Here is a 20,305-nt window from a genome sequence, read left to right as displayed (position 1 = left end):
ACTCACGAGTTGGCGCAGCCGTTCGAAGGAGCCTCCATGCCCTACCGCCCCCCGCTGGTCGCCCACGAGTACTTCGTGGCGGACCCGCCCGAGCTGCCGGTCCGCACGCGAGGTGAGGGCGGGCTGTCGGCGCTGACCGCCGCCGAGCTGGTCGCGGCCGACGGCGCCGAGGTGATGCTGAAGGCGGTCACCTCGGCGGAGGAGACCCTGGTCGTCCAGGTGGGCGTGGCAGGGGAGGGCGTCATCCGGGTGCGGCTGTCGGAGGACGCGACCGCCAGGCCCCGCTCGGAGAGGGCGATCTCCCTGGTGAGGCCCGGCAGGTATCCGGAGGCCAGGGCCGAGGTGGCGCCGGACGAGCCCATCGTGATCGACGCGGGCTCCCTGCGCGCGGAGATCAGCCTCGCGCCGTGGCACCTGCGCTTCACCGACGCCTCCGGCGCCACGCTGGCCGAGCAGGACCGCGGGCACATCGACATCAGCGGCAGGCTCCGTACGCTGCCGTTCGGCCGGTCCTCGACCGGCGGCACCCCCGTGGCCTACCACGAGAGCTTCGCCGCCGCGCCCGACGAGGTGTTCGCCGGGTTCGGCGAGTCGTTCACCCGGCTGGACAAGCGCGGCCAGCGGCCGGTCATGTGGAACTTCGACGCCTTCGGCGCCGAGTCGCAGCGGGCGTACAAGAACGTCCCCCTCTACCTGTCGAGCAGGGGGTACGCCGTGCTCGTCGACAGCGGGGCGCCCGTGGAGTTCGACGTGTGCCAGTCGACGCACAGCGTCGTGCAGATCCTGGTGCCCGACGACGTGATGGACTACTACGTGATCGCCGGGCCGGGGCCCGCCGACGTGCTGGACCGTTACGACCGGCTGACCTGCCGGCCGGCGCTTCCGCCGAAATGGGCGTTCGGCACCTGGATCTCCTCCGGGTTCCGCGTGGACAGCCAGGAGCGCGTGCTGGCCAGGGGGCGCACGATCAGGGAGCGCGGCATCCCGTGCGACGTGCTGCACCTCGACACGTACTGGCAGGCCGACGGGCACTGGTCGGACCTGCGGTGGGATCCGGTGAACTTCCCCGACCCGGAGGGGATGCTGGCCGAGCTGGACGGGATGGGGTTCAAGGTCTGTCTGTGGATGAACCCGTACGTCTCCCATCTGAGCCCTGCCTTCGAGGAGGCCGCTGCGGCCGGATATTTCCTGAAGAATCGGGAGGGCGAGGTCTACGTCGCCGACTGCTGGCACGGCTCCTTCCCGCCCTGCGGCATCGTCGACTTCACCAGCCCCGCGGCCGTCGAGTGGTTCACCGGCCTGCTGCGCGGGCTGCTGCGCCAGGGTGTCGCGGCATTCAAGACCGACTTCGCCGAGGGCGTGCCCAGCGACGCGGTCGCCGCCAACGGGATGACCGGCACCGACCTGCACAACGTCTACACCCTGCTGTTCAACGACGCGGTCGCCGCCGTCACCCGCGAGGTCCACGGCCACGACCTGGTGTGGGCGCGCTCGTCGTACCTCGGGGGGCAGCGCCACAGCGCCCAGTGGAGCGGCGACACCTACACCAGCTACGCCGCCATGGGCAGCACGATCAGGGGCGGGCTCGCGCACGGCCTGTCGGGCGTGCCGTTCTGGAGCCACGACGCCGGCGGCTTCACCGGCCGCCCGTCCGACGACCTGTACGTGCGCTGGACCCAGTTCGGCGCGCTCTCCCCGCTGCTGCGCCTGCACGGCACCACCACCCGCGAGCCCTGGGAGTTCCCCGACGTCGAGGAGGAGGCGGTGGCGGCGCTGAGGCTGCGCTACCGGCTGATGCCCTACCTCTATTCGGCGGCCGTCGAGGCCGCGCGCACGGGGGCGCCGATGATGCGGGCGTTGTGCGTGGACCATCCGGACGATCCGGTGGCCTGGCAGGCCGACCTGGAATACCTGTTCGGCCGTGACCTCCTGGTCGCCCCCATGACCGCGCCCGAGGGCGTCCGGCAGGTCTACCTGCCGCGCGGCACGTGGGTCGACTACTGGACGGGCGACGTGCTGGAGGGCCCCGGCCACGTCCGGGTGCACAAGCCGCTGGACCAGATCCCCCTGTTCGCCCGCCACGGAGCGCTCATCCCGGTCGCCGAGCCGCAGGAGACGATCGGCGTGCCGGCGGAGATCACCCTTCTCGCCTTCGGGGGCGTCGACGGGACCGCCGAGATCCACGACACCGACGGCGTGACGGTCGCCGTCGCCACCAGGGACGGCGACGAGCTGCGCGTCTCCGTCACCGGCCCGAAGCGGGTCACCGGCGTCGAGATCGTCCCGGTGCCCGGAGCTCCCGCGCGAACCGTCATCGTGTGACACCCCCTGGAGGGATCATGGTCAAGTTGAGAGGCGCCGCGGCGCTGGCCGCCGTGGTGCTCGCGCTGTCGGCCTGCGGCTCGGGCTCCGGCAGCCCGTCGCCCGCGGACAGCGGCCAGCCACGCGTGCTGAGACTGTGGCACTACGAGTCGGCCGAGAGCGCCATGGGCAAGGCGTGGGCCGAGGCGATCAGGAAGTTCGAGGCGTCCCACCCGAACGTGACCGTCGAGTTCGAGGAGAAGAGCTTCGAGCAGATCCAGAAGACGGCGAGCATGGTGCTCAACTCCGACGAGGCGCCCGACCTCATGGAGTACAACAAGGGCAACGCCACCGCGGGCCTGCTGTCCAAGCAGGGCCTGCTCGCCGACCTGACGGAGGAGACCACCGAACGCGGCTGGGACAAGCTGCTGACCGGTGGGCTGCGGACCACCGCGATGTACGACGACCGCGGCGTGATGGGCTCCGGCCAGTGGTACGGCATCCCCAACTACGGCGAGTTCGTGATGGTCTATTACAACAAGGACCTCTTCGCCAAGCACAAGGTCGACGTACCGGCGACGTTCGAGGAGTTCACGGCCGCGCTCGACACGTTCGTCAAGGCAGGCGTGACGCCCGTCGCGAACGCCGGCGCCGAATACCCGGCCCAGCAGATCCTCTACCAGCTCGCGCTCACCAAGGCGCAGAAGCCGTGGCTGGCGGCGTTCCAGTCGTACCAGGGCAAGGTCGACTTCCACGGGCCCGAGTTCACCTACGGCGCCGACACGTTCGCCGACTGGGTGAAGAAGGGCTACATCGCCAAGAACTCCTCCGGGCTCAAGGCCGAGGACATGGGCGTGGCGTTCATGAACGGCGAGTTCCCCATCATGATCAGCGGCAGCTGGTGGTACGGCCGCCTCGCCTCGGAGATCAAGGACTTCGCGTGGGGCCACTTCCTCTTCCCCGGCGCCACCATGTCGCCCGGTTCGAGCGGAAACCTGTGGGTCGTGCCGGAGAAGTCGGAGAACAAGGACCTGGCTTACGACTTCATCGACATCACCATGAGCAAGGAGATCCAGAACCTGCTCGGCAACTCCGGCGGCGTGCCCGTGGCCGCGGACCCGGCCGCCATCACCGACGAGAAGAGCAAGGAGCTCATCGAGTCCTTCAACAAGCTGACCGCCGCCGACGGCCTGGCCTTCTACCCCGACTGGCCCGCGCCCGGCTACTACGACGTGCTGGTGGCCGGCGTCCAGAACCTCATCACCGGCAGCAAGACCACCTCCGAGGTGCTGGACGAGATCGCCGGGCCGTACGAGGACAACCTCGCCGACCTTGGTTTCTAGATGAGGGAGCGCACGAGGGGATACTGGCTATACCTGGTCCCCAGCCTGCTGCTGTTCCTCGCCGTCATCGTCGTGCCGTTCCTGATGAACGTGGGCGCGAGCTTCACCCGCTGGTCGGGGGTGGGCACGCCGCGGTGGATCGGCCTCGGCAACTACACCAGGCTGCTCGGCGACGAGCGGTTCTGGGAGTCGTTCCAGCACAACGTGGGGCTGATCGTGGCGATGGCCGTCGTCCCGACCGCGATCGGCCTCGTGCTGGCGGCCGCGCTGTTCGACTACATCGGCCGGCGTTTCGGCACGCGGACGGCCTCGGCGCTGCGGGCGACGTACTACCTGCCGCAGGTGCTGCCGGTGGCCATCGCCGGCGTGGTGTGGGGCTGGATGTTGCACCCGTCGTACGGCGCGGTCAACCAGATCTTCGGGCTGGAGCTCGACTGGCTCGGCGATCCCGACCTGGCCCTGGCCACCGTCATGGCGGTCATGGTCTGGTTCCAGCTCGGCTATCCGGTGGTGATCTTCATGGCCGGGTTGCAGCGCGTGGACCCGTCCTACCACGAGGCGGCCGAGATCGACGGGGCCTCGTGGTGGCGCAGGTTCTGGCACGTCACGGTCCCGCAGATCCGGCCGGAGATCTTCGTGGTGCTGCTGACGTGCACGATCGCCGCGCTCAAGGTGTTCGGGCCGATCTTCGTGCTGACCCGCGGCGGGCCCGGCAACGCCACCATGGTCCCGTCGTACTTCTCGTACCTGAACTTCTTCCAGAAGAGCAACGTCGGGTACGGCTCCGCGATCGCCACGGTGCTGGCCCTGATCATCGTCGTGGTGACGTTCCTCTTCCTGCGCGTGCAGGAGCGTGAGCCGTGAGGGGCCCGGGGCGCTGGGCGGTGTTGTTGGCGCTCGTCGTGCTGGCCGTGGTGATGATCTTCCCGTTCGTCATCGTGGCGGTGAACGCGGTCAAGTCGCCGGCGGAGTACAGCTCGCAGGGGCCGCTGAGCCTGCCCGACGGGCTCTACCTCCAGGGCATCGTGGACTTCTGGAACCGGGTGGAGTTCGGCACCAAGCTCTGGAACAGCCTCGTCATCAGCGCGTCGGTGTCGGTGCTGGCCGTCGTGCTGTCGGTGCTCAACGCGTACGCGCTGGGCATCGGCAGGGTGCGGGGCCGGCTGTGGATCCTCGTGCTCTTCCTGGTGGCCAACACGCTGCCGCAGGAGTCGCTGGCCTACCCGCTCTACTACCTGGCCAAGGCGGCGGGCCTGTACGACACCCGGCTGTCGGTCATCATCGTCATGACGGCGATCCAGGCGGCGTTCGGCACCTACCTGCTGAGCGCGGTGCTGGGCCGGTTCCCGAAGGAGATCCTGGAGGCGGCGGCGATCGACGGCGCCGGCCGGCTGCGGGCGCTGGTGCGGATCGTGGTGCCGATCAGCCGGCCCACGCTCAGCGTGCTGCTGATCTTCTTCTTCATCTGGACCTGGAACGAGTTCTTCCTGCCGCTGATCCTGCTGATCTCGAACGACACCCAGACGGTGCCCGTCGCGCTGGGTGTCCTGCAGGGCGAGCGCTACATGGACGCGACGATGTCCAGCGCCTCGGCCCTGCTCGGCGTCGTCCCGGCGATCGCCTTCTTCCTGATCTTCCAGCGCACGCTGACCCGAGGTGTGACGGTCGGCGCCATCAAGTGACGGAGACCCCCCATGCGAATCCCGTTAGTGGCCGCCCTCGCCGTGGCGGCCTCGATGCTCGCCGTTCCGCCCGCCCAGGCGGCCGGCCATCCGTTCCAGGATCCCGGCCTGCCGCTGGAGCAGCGGGTCGAGGACCTGCTCGGCCGGCTCACGCTGCGGGAGAAGCTCGGCCTGCTGCACCAGTCGCAGCCGGCGATCCCGCGGCTCGGCATCGGCTATCACAAGAACGGCACGGAGGCGCTGCACGGCGTCGCCTGGTCCAACCACCGCGACGACGGCTGGAACCAGAAGTTCGCCGCCGGGACGGTCTTCCCGCAGGCGGTCGGGCTGGCCAGCACCTGGGATCCGGAGCTGGTCAGAAGGGTCGGCTCGGCGGTCGGTGACGAGGTACGCGGCCACAACGCCGCCGATCCGGTGCTGTGGGGTCTGCAGGTCTGGGCGCCCGTGGTCGACCTGCTGCGCGACCCGCGCTCCGGCCGGAACGAGGAGGGCTATTCCGAGGACCCGCTGCTGACCGGCGCCATCTCCACCGCCTACGGCAAGGGCCTGCAGGGCGACGACCCCTTCTACCTGAAGACCGCGCCCGTGCTGAAGCACTACCTGGCCTACAACAACGAGACCGACCGGAGCCTCACCTCCTCCAACCTGACGCCGAAGCTCAAGCACGAGTACTACGAGCCGGCGTTCAGGGCCGCCGTCTCGGCCGACGCCGCGACCGGCGTGATGGCGTCGTACAACCTGGTCAACGGGCGGCCCAACCACGTCAACCCCGACCTGAACGCGGTGGTCAGGTCGTGGACGGACAGGACGCTCTACAACGTGAGCGACGCCTGGGGGCCGCACGCGCTCACGGACCTGGAGCACTACTACGACACCAAGCCCGAGGCGTTCGCCGCGGTGCTCAAGGCCGGGATCGACAGCTACACGATCGACGGCGGCGACGGCGGGCCGCTGGCCCAGCACCTCACGGCGGCGCTCGACCAGGGCCTCGTCACCGAGGCCGACGTGGACAGGGCGGTGCGGAACGTCCTGTCGATCCGGACCCGGCTGGGGCACTTCGACCCGGACGGCGGGCCGTACAAGAAGATCACCGAGGAGGTGATCGACAGCGCCGCCCACCGCGAGCTCAACCGCGAGACCGCGGGCAGGGCCGCGGTGCTGCTGCGGAACTCCGGCGTGTTGCCGCTGGCGGCCCCGAAGTCGGCGGCCGTGGTGGGGCCGCTGGCCGGGCGGGTGTACAGGGACTGGTACTCCGGGCAGGCGCCCTACCAGGTGACGCCGCTCGACGGGATCAAGGAGCGGGTCGGGGACGTCACGACCAGCCAGGGTCTTGAGCGCGTCGCGCTCAAGCACCTCGCATCCGGCCGATACGTCACCGCCACCGGCACGGGCCCCGACGACAACGCGGCGCTCGCCGACACCGCGCCCACGGCCGCCTCGCAGTGGGACCTGACCGACTGGACGGATGGCGTGTCCACGCTGCGCAACGCGGGCAACGGCAGGCTGCTCGGCGGCGACTGGCGCTCCCTCGACACCGACGACGCCGACCCCGACGGCTGGTACGTCTCCCAGCAGTTCGCGCTGGAGCGGCAGCCCGACGGCGCCTACCTGATCAGGTACGCCGGCTTCGAGGCAGTCGAGAGCTGGTACGCGCTGCCCGACCCGTACGTGAGCGTCGCCGCCGACGGCACGCTCGGCCTGGCTCCCAAGGAGCAGGCGGCGAAGTTCGGCAAGGAGGTCGTCTCCGACGGCGTCGCCGAGGCCGCCGCGCGGGCGGCGGAGGCCGAGGTGGCGGTGGTGGTGGTCGGCAGCCACCCGTTCGTGGCGGGGCGCGAGTTCCGCGACCGCGACGGCCTGCGGCTCGGCGAGGGGCAGCGGCGGCTGATCGAGGCCGTGAGCGAGGCCAACCCGAGGACGGTCGTCGTGCTGGAGACCAGCTATCCCGTCATCGTGGACGCGCCGACCCTGCTGTGGACCACGCACGCGGGTTCGGAGACCGGCCATGCCGTCGCCGACGTGCTGTTCGGCGACGTCAACCCGGCCGGCCGGCTCACCCAGACCTGGCCGGCGTCGGACGACCTGCCGGACATCCTGGACTATGACCTGATCAAGACCGGCATGACGTACCTCTACGGCAAGGACAGGCCGCTCTACGCCTTCGGGCACGGGCTGAGCTACACGTCGTTCGGTTACCGGGGCCTCAAGGTGCGCGGCGACCAGGTGAGCGTCACGGTCACCAACACCGGGGACGTCAGGGGCGACGAAGTGGTCCAGCTCTACACCCACCAGCGCCGCTCCCGCTTCGCGCAGCCGGTCAAGCAGTTGCGCGGCTTCCAGCGGGTCACGCTGGACCCGGGGGAGTCGCGTACGGTGACCTTCACGCTGAAGCGGTCGGACCTGGCCGTCTGGGACCACACCCGCTCCAGGTGGGCCGTGGAGGAGGCCACCCATGACGTGCTCGTCGGCTCCTCGTCCGACCGGATCCGCGGGCGCGCGACCCTGCGCGTGCGGGGCGAGACCATTCCCGTGCGCGACCTGGCGAGGACCACGCGGGCGATGGACTTCGACGACTACCGGGGCGTGACGTTCGCGGACGAGACGAGGGCGGCCGGTGAGGCCGTGGCGGGTTCGGAGGGCGGCTGGATCTCCTTCACCCGCGCGGCGTACGGGTCCCGGTTCACCGCGGGGGTCGCGTCGGTGAGCGGCGGGGCCGTCGAGGTGCGGTCGGGTTCGCCGAAGGGCCGGCTGCTCGCGACCGCGCAGGTGCCCGCCACGGGCGGGATCTACCAGTGGGGTACGGCGAGCGCCTCGCTCAGGGCGGGCAAGGGCGACCTCTATCTCGTGTTCAGGGGTGACCTGCGGATCAGCGACTTCGCGTTCACCGGGTAGGCGACCGCCTTGTTGGATAGCGCTATTATCCATTCTATGGGATAGTGGTGCTATCCAAAGGAGGACGCATATGACTGTGATCGTGTTGCTGGTCGCCACGCCGGCGTTCCGGCTGCTGGGAGCACTGGGGGTGCGGCGCTTCGCCACGTGGCGGGTCAGTGCGGCCCACGGCCTGGCCGTCATGCTGGTCATGACCGCCAGCGCGCACTTCGTACCGGCCGGAGTGACCGTCATGCCGAACCACGCCGACCTGCTGGCCATGGTGCCGCCGTTCGTGCCGTTCCCCGCGCTGATGGTCTACCTGACCGGCGTGCTGGAGCTGGCCGGGGCCGCCGGCCTCGTGCTGGCCGGCACCCGCGAGGCCGCGGGAGTCTGCCTGGCGCTGCTCTTCGTGGCGATGCTGCCGGCCAACATCCACGCGGCCCTCGCCGACGTGCCGTTCGCCGGCGGGGAGGCCTCGCCGTTGTGGCAGCGGATCCCGGAGCAGGTGCTCTACATCGGGATCGCGCTCTGGGCCGCGCAGCGCCCGGCGGTTCTGCGCAGGCTCGCCGCTCGGCCGCGGGCGGGCAGCGTACAGCCGGTGACCAGGGGTGCCGGGCGGCTTTAATTCGTTGTCTATCCAAACTATTGACCATCGGCTCGGGCGTGTGTGAGCCTTCTGGTGAGCTCATGCGCGAAGGCGCGGCGACGGTCAGGGTCCTGCACTCTGCTCGTGCATGGCGGGTCATCTGAAGCCCTCGGGGCGCCTGCCGGCGTGCCCGGAAAGGAAGAGCCGCGCATGCGAAGAAGACTGTTCGTCATGCTCGCGACCGCCGCCGTCCTGCTCGTGGCGGCGGTCGTGCGGATGTCACCGGTGTCGGCCGTCGCCTCCGATCCGTACGCGTACAAGAACGTCAGGATCGACGGCGGCGGCTTCGTCCCCGGCATCATCTTCAACCCGTCGGAGCGGAACCTCATCTACGCCCGCACCGACATCGGCGGGGCCTACCGCTGGAACCAGTCCACCAGGTCGTGGACCCCCTTGCTCGACTGGGTGGGCTGGGACAAGTGGGGCTACAACGGCGTGATCAGCCTGGCCACCGACCCCGTCGACACCGACCGCGTGTACGCCGCCGTCGGCATGTACACCAACAGCTGGGATCCCAACAACGGAGCCATCCTGCGCTCGGCCGACAGGGGCGACAGCTGGCAGGTCACGCCGCTGCCGTTCAAGCTCGGCGGCAACATGCCCGGCCGCGGCATGGGCGAGGCGCTGTCCGTCGACCCCAACGACAACAGCGTGCTCTACTTCGGCGCCCCCAACGGCAACGGGTTGTGGCGCAGCACCGACCACGGCGCGACCTGGTCGGAGGTGACGAGCTTCCCCAACCCCGGCAACTACGCCCAGGATCCGAACGACCCCAACGGCTACCTCAGCCACGAGCCCGGCGTGCTCTGGGTGACCTACGACCCGCGCTCGTCAGCCGAGGGCAGCGCCACCAGGACCATCTACATCGGCGTCGCCGACAAGGACAACAGCGTCTACCGCACCACGGACGCGGGCGCCACCTGGCAGCGCGTGGCCGGCCAGCCCACCGGCTACCTGCCGCACAAGGGCGTGCTCGACACGGAGAACGGCTACCTGTACATCGCCACGAGCGACACCGGCGGGCCGTACGACGGGGCCAAGGGCGACGTGTGGCGGTACGCCACCGAGACGGGCGCCTGGACGCAGATCAGCCCCATCCCGTCCTCCAGCGAGGACGACTACTTCGGCTACAGCGGGCTGACCATCGACCGGCAGAACCCGTCCACGATCATGGTGGCCACCCAGATCTCCTGGTGGCCGGACGTGATCTTCTTCCGGTCCACGGACTCCGGCGCCACCTGGACGCGCGTGTGGGACTGGTCATCGTACCCGAACCGCACCTTCCGCTACACGATGGACATCTCGGAGAACCCGTGGCTGACGTTCGGCGGTAACCCGCAGCCCCCCGAGACCGCGCCGAAGCTCGGCTGGATGACCGAGTCGCTGGAGATCGACCCGTTCGACTCCGACAGGATGATGTACGGCACCGGCGCCACCATCTACGGCACCGAGAACCTCACCCGCTGGGACACCGGCGGGCAGTTCACCATCGAACCCGTGGCCAGGGGCCTGGAGGAGACGGCCGTCCTCGACCTCATCAGCCCGCCGAGCGGCGCGCCCCTGATCAGCGGTCTCGGCGACATCGCCGGCTTCCGCCACACCGACCTCGACGCCGTGCCGCCGATGATGTTCACCTCGCCGACGTTCACCTCCACCACCAGCCTCGACTACGCCGAGCGGAACCCGTCGGTCATGGTGCGGGCCGGCAACTTCACCGACGCCGACCGGCCGAACGACAGCCACGTGGCCTTCTCCACGGACGGCGGCGCCAACTGGTTCCAGGGCACCGAGCCGGGCGGCGTCAACGAGGGCGGCACGGTCGCTGCGGCGGCCGACGGCTCCCGCTTCGTCTGGGCGCCCAAGGGCGTGGCGCCGGTCTACTCGGCCGGCTACGGCAACTCCTGGCAGTCCGCCTCAGGCCTGCCCACGGACGCCGTCGTCGAGTCCGACCGGGTCGACCCGATGACGTTCTACGGCCTGAGCGGCGGCCGCCTCTACCGCAGCACCGACGGCGGCGCCACGTTCGCCGCCACCGCCGCGACCGGCCTGCCGGCCGGCGGCAAGTTCAAGGCGGTGCCCGGCCGCCAGGGCGACCTGTGGCTGGCCGGCGACGGCGGCCTGTGGCACTCCACGGACGGCGGGGCGTCCTTCTCCAAGGTGCCCGGCATCACCAGGTCGGTGAACGTCGGCTTCGGCAAGGCCGCGCCCGGCGGGACGTACATGGCGGTCTTCGCCGTGGCCACCCTCGACGGCGTCACCGGCCTGTACCGCTCGGACGACGCCGGAGCGAGCTGGCTCAGGATCAACGACGACGAGCACCAGTGGGGCAACATGGGCGAGGCCCTCACCGGCGACCCGCGCGTCTACGGCCGCGTCTACCTCGGGACCAACGGCCGCGGCATCATCTACGGCGACCGCACGGGCCCGCCCGTCACCGTCACCCCGACCGTCACGCCCACGGTCACGCCCACGGTGACGCCGACCGTCACGCCCACGGCGAGCGGGGGCTGCACGGCCACGTACAAGGCGGGCAACCAGTGGCCGGGCGGCTTCCAGGCGGAGGTGGCGGTCAAGAACACCGGCGCGTCCGCGATCAACGGCTGGACGGTCACCTGGACGTGGGCGGGTGACGAGAAGATCACCCAGCTCTGGAACGGCACCGTCACCCAGACGGGCGCCGGCGTGAGCGTCGGGAACGCCGGCTACAACGGCAACCTCTCCCCGAACGGGACCGCGTCGTTCGGCTTCAACGGCAGCTCCGGCGCCACCCACACCCCACCCGCCACCCTCACCTGCACGCCGGCGTGACCCGCGAGGCGCCCGCTCCCCGCGGAGGGGCGGGTGCCTCGCCGGCCGTCCGGGCCGTCAGAGCCAGGGGCCGGGATGGCGCATGGCCGAGACGGTGCCGCGGATGATGCTCTCCTTGAACGCGGCGGAGGCACGGCCGGTGAGCACGACGTCCAGCGGGCTGTCGTCGGCGCGGGTCACCTGGGTGACGCCGTCGCGGCGGCCCAGGCTGACGTTGCGCCAGACGTGGCGGAACCTGGCCGGCCCCGGCTCCCGCCCGGCCACCAGGCCGGCCACGGCGTCGCCCGTGCACAGGCCCATGGGCAGCCCGGTCTGGCACGACATCCGCGACCGCTCGCCGGGCGGCGCCGCAGCGTCGCCGACGCCGAACACCTCGGGATGCGACACCGAGCGCAGCGACCGGTCGACGACCATGCGGCCCTCCCCGTCGGTGCGCAGCCCCGAAGCGGCGGCCAGCGGGGAGACGCGGAACCCGCCCGCCCACACCACCGTCCGCGCGGGCACCTCGTCGCCGCTCTCCAGCAGGACGCCGTCGGGGCCGACCTTGGCGACGGGTTCGTGCTCGCGGACCGCGACGCCCAGGCGGGCGAAGGCCCGATGGACGTGGCGGCGGGCCCGTACGGACAGGCCCGGCGCGACGGGGCCGGCGCAGAGCAGCTCGACCCGCAGCTCCGGGCGGGTCTCGGCGAGCTCCGCCGCCGTCTCGATCCCGGTGAGCCCGCCACCCACCACGGTCACCGCTCCCGGCCCTGCCAGCCGTGCCCGCAGCCGTACGGCGTCGCCCTCCGTCGCGATCGGGCACGCGTGCTCGCGCACCCCTGGCACGGTGTCCAGGTCGGCGGCGCTGCCGAGGGCGTAGACCAGCACGTCGTAGCTCAGCGTGTACGGCGACCCGTCCAGCTGGACCGTCCGCGCCCGAAGGTCGAGGCCCGTCACCTGGGCCACCACCAGCTCGACGCCGGTGCCGTCGAGCAGGCCGGCCAGCGGCAGGTCGGGCAGCCGCTGCCCGGCCGCGAGCTGGTGCAGCCGCACCCGCTCGACGAACCGGTCGGCCGCGTTGACCAGCGTCACCCGTACGCCCGTCGAGCGCAGGCGGCGGGCGGCGCGCTTGGCCGCCCCCAGCCCGGCGTAACCGGCTCCCAGCACCACGATGTGGTTCGTCATGGTTCCTCCGATCGAGTCCCCACCTGAACCGGCGAGCCGGGCCGTTCGTGACACCGCTGGCCTGTGACGGTGCTCACATGAGCTGCGTGGCGGCGAAGGCGAGCTTGGCCGGGCTCACGATGGTCCTGACCGCGGAGACCCGCCCGTCCGCGACCTCCACGGCGAAGACCGCGAGCAGGCCGCCGCCGGCGTCACGCACGACCACGGCGGGCTCGGCGTTGACGTCCACGATGTCCCACGCGATCCCGGCCGCCTCCGGCCGGTCGGCGAGCCCGCGCAGGTAACGCAGCACCCTCGCCCGCCCGTACACAGGGCGGCGGGCGGCGGTCGCGGTGCCGCCGCCGTCGGCCCAGGCCACCACGTCGTCGGCGAGCAGCTGCTCCAGCGCCGCCACGTCGCCGCCGAGCGTCGCCCGCAGGAACCCCCGCACGATCCGGCGATGGTGCTCGCGGTCGCTCTCGAACCGTTTGCGCGGCTCGCCGACGTGCGCCCTGGCCCGGCGGTGCAGCTGGCGGGAGTGCTCCTCGGTGATGCCGAGGATGCCGGCGACCTCGGCGTGGGCGTACCCGAACGCCTCCCTCAGCACGAACACCGCCCGCTCCACCGGCGTCAGCCGCTCCAGCAGGATGAGCACGCCCAGCGACACCGACTCGCGCTGCTCGACGGTCTCCAGCGGACCGAGGGCCCCGTCGCCGGTCAGCACCGGCTCGGGCAGCCAGGGCCCCGCGTAGCTCTCCCGCCGCCGCCGAGCCGAGGTGAGCTGGCTCAGGCACAGGTTGGTGACCACCCTGGTCAGCCAGGCCGCCGGCACCTCGACCGGCCCGGCCTGGCTCCAGCGCATGTACGCCTCCTGGACCATGTCCTCGGCCTCGGCGGCCGAGCCGAGCAGGCGGTAGGCCAGCGCGAACAGCCGCGGCCGCTGCTCCTCGAACACGGCCACGGGCGCCGGGCGCCGCTCCTCCGCGCCGGGAACCTCCACGCACCCGATGCTAGGACGTCGCCCGGTCGCCGTCCCGAGCGGGAGAGCCGGTGGGGCCGGTCGTCAGGCGGTGCGGTAGCGCACGGTCTCGGCGTCGGCGCTCCACCGCCGCAGCCCCGCCTTCTCCAGCACGCGGATGGAGGCGGGGTTGGACAGCTCGGCGGTGGCGTGCACGGCGTGCACCTCCGGCGCGGTCAGCGCGTGCGCGACGAGGGCCCGGGTGGCCTCCGGCGCGTAACCGCGGCCGCGCCGGGAGGGCACGACGCCGTACCCGATCTCGATGGCGCCTTCGGCGGGCGGCCAGAACAGGCCGATGGAGCCGACCACCCGGCCGCTCTCGCGTTCGACGATCACGCGATGGCCGTGGTCGCCGAGCAGTTCGGGTTGTCCGTCGAGGATGCCGGCGATCACGCGGTCGCCCTCGGCGGGGAAGTCGTCCGCCCAGTGCTCGAGCCGCTCGCCGCCGAGGACGGCGGCGATCTCGCCGGTGGCCCATGGGCGCAGCACGAGCCGGTCAGTGGTCAGAATGGTGTTGGAAGACACGCGACACTCCTGGTCGTCGGTGGGACGACCGGGCCGCGGGCGCTACGCTCGCGCGACCCGGTCAAGGGCATGCTGACGAAGGCCGTGGCGGGCCATATTCATCAACCTCCCCGTCCGGGTGCCGACCGTTCGCGAGCCAGGTTACCCGGTGTGGCGGATCAAGTTGTCGGCGGGGGTTGACCTGAACTTCGGTTGAGGTAGCAGAGTGGAGGGACCTAAAGAAAGGGAGCAGTGCCATGCCGAAGGACACAGTGGTCATTTACGAGGAGACCGGCGCCGACCCGGAAACCGACGTGCTGGTGATCCGGAACGCGAGCGGACGCACCCGCGTACGCGCCGTCGGGGACCCCGCCCAGATGGCGGAGCTGGTGACCGGTCTGGTGGCGGAGGGAGTGGACCAGGTCGAGCTCTGCGGCGGCTTCGGCGCCCTCTGGCACGCGGAGGCCGTCAGAGCCTCCGGCGGGAGGGTGCCGGTGGGGGCGATCTACTACGGGTTCGAGTCGCTGGCCGGCGTGGCGTCCTTCAAGGACAGGTACGAGGCCGGAGAGGCGTTGTCCGAGGCGTTCATCATCGTGCACGAAGGGGCGGACCCCGAGGCCGACCGGGTCGTGTTCGCCAAGGACGGCGGCGGCAGCACCACCGTGGTCGGGGTGCCGGACACCGCGGCCGCCGCAGAACTGGCCGGGAAGATGGCGGCCGACCTGCAGCTGATCGAGCTCTTCGGAACGCCGGGGCCGTACGCGGCCGAGCCGGTCATCCGCGCCGTGGACCCCGACGCGCTCCCCGTAGGCGTCATCGCCCACCGCCGCTGACAGGACGCGGGCTCAGGTGCTGGCGCGGACGGCGAGTAGCGGGGTGAGCAGGGTGGAGTCGGGCACCGCGCGGCCCTCCAGCTTGTCCATGACCAGGCGGACGGCCTCCCTGCCCACCTCCTCCGCCGGGATCAGCACCGAGGTCAGCGGCGGGCTGGCGCGCTCGGCCACGTCGTCGGGGCAGATCGCCACCACGGCCACGTCGTGCGGCACCCGCCGGTCCAGCTGGCGCAGCGCGGCGAGCACGTGCCCGACCGCGGCCTCGTTGTGCACGACCAGCCCCGACAGACCGGGCTGGTCGAGGAGCAGGTCGCGGACGGTCTCGTACACCTCGTCGAACGTCTCCTCGCAGGCCAGCGCCACCCCCTTGAGCCCGTGGGCGTCCACCGCCTCCACGAACCCCTCCCGGGTGCGCCGGGCGAAGCCGGTGCCCCGCTCGTAGACCACGGACGGCGCCCCCAGCAGGGCGATCTCGTCGTGGCCGCGCTCGGCCAGGTGCTCGACGCAGCGCGCCCCGGCCGCGGCGAAGTCGAGGTCCACGCACGTCAGCCCGGCGGGTTCGGCGGGAAAACCGATGAGCACGCTCGGCTCGGCCAGCTCGCGCAGCAGCGGCACCCGGCGGTCGTCCAGCTCGACGTCCATGAGGACGAGCGCGTCCACCAGCGCGCTGGCCGCCACCCGCCGGATGCCGGCCGTGCCCTCGTCGGCGGTCAGCAGCAGCACGTCGTGGTCGAAGCGGCGGGCGGCGGTGACGACCGCGCTGGCGAAGCGCATGAGGACGGGCACGTGCATGCCGGCCCGCAGCGGCAGCACCAGCGCGATCACGTTGGAGCGCCTGCTGGCCAGGGCGCGGGCGCCGGCGTTCGGGTGGTAGCCGAGGGCGTTGATGCTGTCGAGCACCCGCCGCCTGGTGTCGGCCGAGATCGTCCGCTTGCCGCTGAGCACGTAGGAGACCGTGCTGACGGCCACGCCCGCGTGCTTGGCGACCTCGGAGATCGTGACCGCGCGCCCGCTCAAGCCCCGGCTCCGAAGTCGAGCCGGGACAGCCGCACCCCGTCGTTCTCGAACACGACATAAAGATCGTGCACGCCGTCCGCGTCCGCAAGGGGAGCCGTGACGGCGTGGTAGGTGTAGCGGCCGGTCCGCGGCACGGGAAGCGTGGCCAGGGCGGAGCCGTAGAGCGGGTCGTCGCGGCGGATGGTGATCATGCCGCCTTCCGCGCTGCCCGCCGTCGCCACGCAGGACACGCTGCCGGTCAGATCGACCTGCCGGAACAGGATCCAGGCGCCCTCCGCGTCGGACCGCACGGCGTCGCCGTCCTCCTTCGTCTCGTCCACGAACGTGATCGCGTCGTACTCGTCGTGGCAGGCCGCGCGCAGCGGCCCCGACTGGGGCGGGATGGTCTCGCCCTCGACCTCGAAGGGGGCGCTCAGGCGCAGGTCGGTGGCGCTGCGGCCGACCATGAGCCGGTGCGGCGCGTGCTCCACGACGAACCTGCTCCTGGTCACGTCCCAGAAGGCCAGCTCGGAGACGGGCAGCGCCAGGCCGACCGTACGGCTCTCGCCGGGCGCGAGGTGCGCCTTCTCGAAGCCGCGCAGGCGGCGCAGCGGCTGCTTGACGCGGGAGCGCTGCTGGTGGGTGTAGAACTGCACGACCTCGACGCCGGGCCGCGTGCCCGTGTTGGTGACCGTGACCTCGGCGCGCAGCACGTCACCGTCGAGGCGCACGCGCAGGTCGGCGTAGCCGAACGTGGTGTAGCTGAGGCCGTGGCCGAACGGGTGCAGCGGCACCCCGCGGAAATACTGGTAGGTGGCGTCGGAGGCGATGATGTCGTAGTCGAGCAGGTCGGGCAGCTCCTGCTCCGAGCGGTACCACGTCTGGGTGAGGCGGCCCTCCGGGTCGGCGTCGCCGAAGAGCACGTCGGCCAGGGCGTGTCCGTACTCCTGGCCGCCGTGGGCCGACCACACCACGGCGGGCACGTCCCCGTCGGTCCAGGTGAGCGGGTAGCCGCTGGTGATGACCATGACGGTGCGGGGGTTCGCCGCGCGCACGGCCCGCACCACGGCGTCCTGGGCGGGGGCGAGCGCCAGCGTCATGCGGTCCTCGGTCTCCCTGCCGTTGACGAGGGGATGGTCGCCGACCACGACGACGGCGACGTCCGCGCCCGCGGCGAGCCTCGCGGCCTCCTCCGCGCCGCTCCTGACGACGTCCATGGCCAGCCAGACGGCCTGGTCGGCGTCGTCGACCAGGCGCAGCACGCCGTCGGCTCCCGCGCCGACGTAGCAGCCGGTCGAGATGTGGCGCAGGGCGAGGGTGCCGCGCGGGCGCTCCTCCATGCGGAACGTCTGGCGCACCTCCCACCCGTTCGGCCCCGGCTGGTCGTTGACCAGCGTCTGGCCGTCCACCGACACGAACCGCCCGGTCGCCACGGCCCGCAGCGCGTAGGCTCCGCCACCCCAGTCGAACAGGTCGAACCGGCCCGCGTCCACCTCCCTCGGCACCCCCGTCGGCACCCCCGTCGGCGCCACCGTCGCCGCGCCGCCCACGCTGAGCGGCCCGCCGGCGGGGTCGGCGGCCACGGGCCCGGCCTCGGCGGTCAGCGTCACCCGGTCCACGGCCTCGCAGAACACCGTCCGGCAGCGCTCGGCCAGCCCGGCGCGCGCGGTGACGGCGTAGGGCAGGGTGCCGCTGTACCAGTCCTCCATGAGCGCGTCGCCGAGCTGGCCGATCACCGCGACCGTGCCGGTCCCGTCCAGCGGGAGCAGGCCGTCGTTGCGCAGCAGCACGAACGAGCGCCGCGCCGCCTCCCTGGCCAGCGCCTGGTGCCCGGGGCAGTTGACCACGTTGTCGGTGATGCCGTCGTACGGCGTCGCGGGGTCGAACTCGCCGAGCCGGAACCGGATGGACAGCGCGTGGCGTGCGGCGCCGTCGACGTCCTCCTCCGTGAGCAGGCCGAGCCGCAGCGCCTCGCGCAGGTGCCCGAGCGTGGCTTCCGCGCGGTCGTCGTCCTGGGTGAAGCTGTCGATCCCGGCCTTGACCGCGTGTGCGTACGCCTCGGGCGGCGTGTCGTGGTAGCCCTGCAGCGCGGTGAGGTTGCCCGGCGCGTACGCGTCGCTGACCACCAGCAGGTCGCCGGGCGCCCAGGCGCGCAGCACCTGCCCGATCAGCGGGCTGAGATGCGCGGGACGCCCGTTGACCAGGTTGTACGACGGCATGACGGCCACCGCGGCGCCCTGCTCGATGGCGGGCCTGAAGGCGGGCAGCTCGTACTCGCGCAGCACCCGGGGCGGCAGGCTGCTGGAGGTGGTGCAGCGGTCGGTCTCGTTGTTGTAGGCGAGGAAGTGCTTGAGGGTGGGGGCGGTCTTCAGCGTTTCGGGAGCGCTCCCACGCAGCCCGAGCGCGAACGCCGTGGCCGTGACGCCGGTCAGCCACGGGTCCTCGGAGTAGCCCTCCTCGTTCCGCCCCCACCGGGGGTCGCGCAGCGGGTTGACCACGGGGGCCCACACGTTGAGCCCCGCGCCGGCCGGATCCTTGTGGTGGAAGGCCAGCACCTCGTCGCCGACGGCCTCGCCCACCCTGCGGACGAGGTCGAGGTCCCAGGTCGAGGCCAGCCCGACGGCCTGGGGGAACACGGTGGCCGGGCCGAGCCAGGCCAGGCCGTGGAGCGCCTCGGTGCCGGTGCGGAACGCCCCGACGCCCAGCCGTTCGACCGGGGCCTGGTACTGGTGGAGCAGGCCCGTCTTCTCCTCGAGGGTGAGCCTGCGCATCAGGTCGTCGATCCGGGCGGAGAGGGGGAGCGCTGGGTCGCGGAAGGGTTGGTGCATGGTCATCCCTCGGAGAGTGTCGAAGCGCTTCGACGACCGGCCTGGCGAAGTTACGCGGACATTTCGGTGGGTTGACTGAAGGGTGCACGTCCCCGTGACCAAGGTCAAGGGATTCGCGACAATCCTCCGGGCAATCTTCCCGAATCGATGGAGTCGAGCACCCGCGCCGCGCCCCCGAGCGCCGCCGCGTCGTGACCCAGCGTCGAGGCCACGACCTGGCATCCGCCGCCCTCGACCGCGATGACGCGCTCGCCCATCTCGCCGTGCACCGCCGGCAGCAGCCAGGGCGCCAGCGGCACGTAGTAACCTCCCAGAACCACCACCTCGGGGTTGAGGAGGTTCGCCAGGATGGACACGCCCTTGCCGAGGTTCCTGCCCACCGCGTCGAGCGTGGCCAGGGTGCCGGGGTCGCCGGCGCTGGCGAGCCGCACCGCCTCCTCGATCTCCATCTGCACCTCGGCGGGAGACACGTCCTTGCGCAGCACGGCGCCGATGCCCGCCATGACCTCCAGGCAACCGCGCCGCCCGCAGGGGCACGCGGGACCGTCGGGATCGAGTTGCACGTGGCCGATCTCGCCGCTGTAGCCGAGGCGCCCCCTGCGCAGCCGCCCGTCGAGGATGATGCCCGCCCCCACGCCGATCTCGCCGGTGAGACAGACCAGGTCGGAGGCTCCGGCATGCGCGCCGAAGCGCTGCTCGGCCAGCGCCGCGAGGTTGGCGTCGTTGTCGACCTGGATGGGAAAGCCGGGGTCGCGCAGCACCTTGGCCAGGTCGCCGCCGATGTCGGCGTCACGCCAGCCCAGGTTGGGCGCGATGCGGACGGTGCCCTGCACGTCGACCAGGCCCGGCACGGCCACGGCCAGGCCCAGCACCTGGCGTTCCTCCTTGACCATGCGGCCGACCACGCGCCTGATGATTGCTCCGACGCCGGCCATGCCCTGGATGACCGAGCCGCCTCCGGCGAACCCGCGCCGCCATGTCAGCAGCCGCTCGCCCGCCAGGCCGGTGGCCACGGCCGACACGTGGTCGACGTTGATCTCGACGCCGATGGCGGCGTACGGGGAGCCGTCGAGCACGAGCATCGTGGCCGGCCTGCCGACCCGGTTCTCCGTCAGGCCCGTCTCGCGTACGAGCCGCCGGTCGATGAGGTCGGCGACGAGGCTCGACACCGTCGCCTTGTTCAACCCGGTGGAGGCCGCGATGTCGGCCCGCGAGCACGGCGCGTGCTCGCGGACGAAACGCAGCACGACCGCGAGGTTGGTGGCGCGCACGTCGGCGAAGTCGGCCGGCTGCGGGCCGGTCGTAGAAGTGATCAATATCAGCCCCGTTCCC

14 protein-coding genes are annotated in these 20,305 nt (G+C 71.8%); 8 read left to right on the top strand and 6 right to left on the bottom strand.

Annotated elements, in window-relative coordinates:
- Window positions 1-36: 36 nt before the first annotated feature.
- From ACZ6SA_RS08840 to ACZ6SA_RS08810, 7 genes are all read left to right on the top strand, one after another.
- Window positions 37-2,322, top strand: a complete 2,286-nt coding sequence (locus tag ACZ6SA_RS08840) for a TIM-barrel domain-containing protein (RefSeq protein WP_465827286.1) — start codon at window positions 37-39, stop codon at window positions 2,320-2,322.
- Between the two features lie 17 nt (window positions 2,323-2,339).
- Complete coding sequence (locus tag ACZ6SA_RS08835) at window positions 2,340-3,644, top strand: ABC transporter substrate-binding protein (RefSeq protein WP_347646672.1); 1,305 nt, start codon at window positions 2,340-2,342, stop codon at window positions 3,642-3,644.
- Window positions 3,645-4,508: a carbohydrate ABC transporter permease gene (locus ACZ6SA_RS08830; protein ID WP_465827283.1), complete on the top strand. Its 864-nt coding sequence runs from the start codon at window positions 3,645-3,647 to the stop codon at window positions 4,506-4,508.
- Window positions 4,505-5,326, top strand: coding sequence for a carbohydrate ABC transporter permease (locus ACZ6SA_RS08825; protein ID WP_465827281.1), 822 nt, complete (start codon window positions 4,505-4,507; stop codon window positions 5,324-5,326). Before ACZ6SA_RS08830 ends, ACZ6SA_RS08825 begins: the two co-directional genes overlap by 4 nt.
- A 12-nt stretch (window positions 5,327-5,338) precedes the next feature.
- Window positions 5,339-8,215: a glycoside hydrolase family 3 protein gene (locus ACZ6SA_RS08820; RefSeq protein ID WP_465827279.1), complete on the top strand. Its 2,877-nt coding sequence runs from the start codon at window positions 5,339-5,341 to the stop codon at window positions 8,213-8,215.
- Window positions 8,216-8,285: 70 nt separating this feature from the next.
- The gene (locus ACZ6SA_RS08815; RefSeq protein WP_465827277.1) at window positions 8,286-8,822 is read left to right on the top strand and encodes a DoxX family protein; all 537 of its coding nucleotides are present in this window, start codon (window positions 8,286-8,288) and stop codon (window positions 8,820-8,822) included.
- A gap of 171 nt (window positions 8,823-8,993) precedes the next feature.
- The gene (locus tag ACZ6SA_RS08810) at window positions 8,994-11,651 is read left to right on the top strand and encodes a cellulose binding domain-containing protein (protein ID WP_465827275.1); all 2,658 of its coding nucleotides are present in this window, start codon (window positions 8,994-8,996) and stop codon (window positions 11,649-11,651) included.
- Between the two features lie 57 nt (window positions 11,652-11,708).
- On the opposite strand, the gene ACZ6SA_RS08805 is transcribed toward ACZ6SA_RS08810, so the two are convergent.
- From ACZ6SA_RS08805 to ACZ6SA_RS08795, 3 genes are all read right to left on the bottom strand, one after another.
- Complete coding sequence (locus ACZ6SA_RS08805; RefSeq protein WP_347646678.1) at window positions 11,709-12,815, bottom strand: NAD(P)/FAD-dependent oxidoreductase; 1,107 nt, start codon at window positions 12,813-12,815, stop codon at window positions 11,709-11,711.
- 73 nt (window positions 12,816-12,888) lie between these two features.
- The gene (gene sigJ, locus ACZ6SA_RS08800) at window positions 12,889-13,794 is read right to left on the bottom strand and encodes an RNA polymerase sigma factor SigJ (RefSeq protein ID WP_347646679.1); all 906 of its coding nucleotides are present in this window, start codon (window positions 13,792-13,794) and stop codon (window positions 12,889-12,891) included.
- Window positions 13,795-13,857: 63 nt separating this feature from the next.
- Window positions 13,858-14,337, bottom strand: coding sequence for a GNAT family N-acetyltransferase (locus ACZ6SA_RS08795; RefSeq protein ID WP_465827274.1), 480 nt, complete (start codon window positions 14,335-14,337; stop codon window positions 13,858-13,860).
- Between the two features lie 236 nt (window positions 14,338-14,573).
- Between ACZ6SA_RS08795 and ACZ6SA_RS08790 the strand changes: the two genes are divergently transcribed.
- Window positions 14,574-15,149, top strand: coding sequence for a DUF6506 family protein (locus ACZ6SA_RS08790; protein ID WP_465827272.1), 576 nt, complete (start codon window positions 14,574-14,576; stop codon window positions 15,147-15,149).
- Window positions 15,150-15,161: 12 nt separating this feature from the next.
- Here the strand turns inward: ACZ6SA_RS08790 and ACZ6SA_RS08785 are convergent, their stop codons facing one another.
- From ACZ6SA_RS08785 to ACZ6SA_RS08775, 3 genes are all read right to left on the bottom strand, one after another.
- On the bottom strand, window positions 15,162-16,166 hold the full coding sequence (locus ACZ6SA_RS08785; protein ID WP_347646682.1) for a LacI family DNA-binding transcriptional regulator: 1,005 nt from the start codon (window positions 16,164-16,166) through the stop codon (window positions 15,162-15,164).
- Window positions 16,163-18,973, bottom strand: a complete 2,811-nt coding sequence (locus ACZ6SA_RS08780; protein WP_465827438.1) for a glycoside hydrolase family 3 C-terminal domain-containing protein — start codon at window positions 18,971-18,973, stop codon at window positions 16,163-16,165. Before ACZ6SA_RS08780 ends, ACZ6SA_RS08785 begins: the two co-directional genes overlap by 4 nt.
- A 104-nt stretch (window positions 18,974-19,077) precedes the next feature.
- Complete coding sequence (locus ACZ6SA_RS08775; protein ID WP_465827271.1) at window positions 19,078-20,289, bottom strand: ROK family protein; 1,212 nt, start codon at window positions 20,287-20,289, stop codon at window positions 19,078-19,080.
- Window positions 20,290-20,305 lie beyond the last annotated feature (16 nt).

The organism is Nonomuraea sp. NPDC049378 (assembly GCF_055586745.1).
This window is presented reverse-complemented; position numbering and strand designations above follow the sequence as displayed.

Excerpts from the sequence above, each read along its gene's own strand:
- ACZ6SA_RS08840 (WP_465827286.1), top strand. The coding sequence starts at position 37 with ATGCCCTACCGCCCCCCGCTGGTCGCCCACGAGTACTTCGTGGCGGAC.
- ACZ6SA_RS08835 (WP_347646672.1), top strand. The coding sequence starts at position 2,340 with ATGGTCAAGTTGAGAGGCGCCGCGGCGCTGGCCGCCGTGGTGCTCGCG.
- ACZ6SA_RS08830 (WP_465827283.1), top strand. The coding sequence starts at position 3,645 with ATGAGGGAGCGCACGAGGGGATACTGGCTATACCTGGTCCCCAGCCTG.
- ACZ6SA_RS08820 (WP_465827279.1), top strand. The coding sequence starts at position 5,339 with ATGCGAATCCCGTTAGTGGCCGCCCTCGCCGTGGCGGCCTCGATGCTC.
- ACZ6SA_RS08815 (WP_465827277.1), top strand. The coding sequence starts at position 8,286 with ATGACTGTGATCGTGTTGCTGGTCGCCACGCCGGCGTTCCGGCTGCTG.
- ACZ6SA_RS08810 (WP_465827275.1), top strand. The coding sequence starts at position 8,994 with ATGCGAAGAAGACTGTTCGTCATGCTCGCGACCGCCGCCGTCCTGCTC.
- ACZ6SA_RS08805 (WP_347646678.1), bottom strand. The coding sequence starts at position 12,815 with ATGACGAACCACATCGTGGTGCTGGGAGCCGGTTACGCCGGGCTGGGG.
- ACZ6SA_RS08790 (WP_465827272.1), top strand. The coding sequence starts at position 14,574 with ATGCCGAAGGACACAGTGGTCATTTACGAGGAGACCGGCGCCGACCCG.
- ACZ6SA_RS08780 (WP_465827438.1), bottom strand. The coding sequence starts at position 18,973 with ATGCACCAACCCTTCCGCGACCCAGCGCTCCCCCTCTCCGCCCGGATC.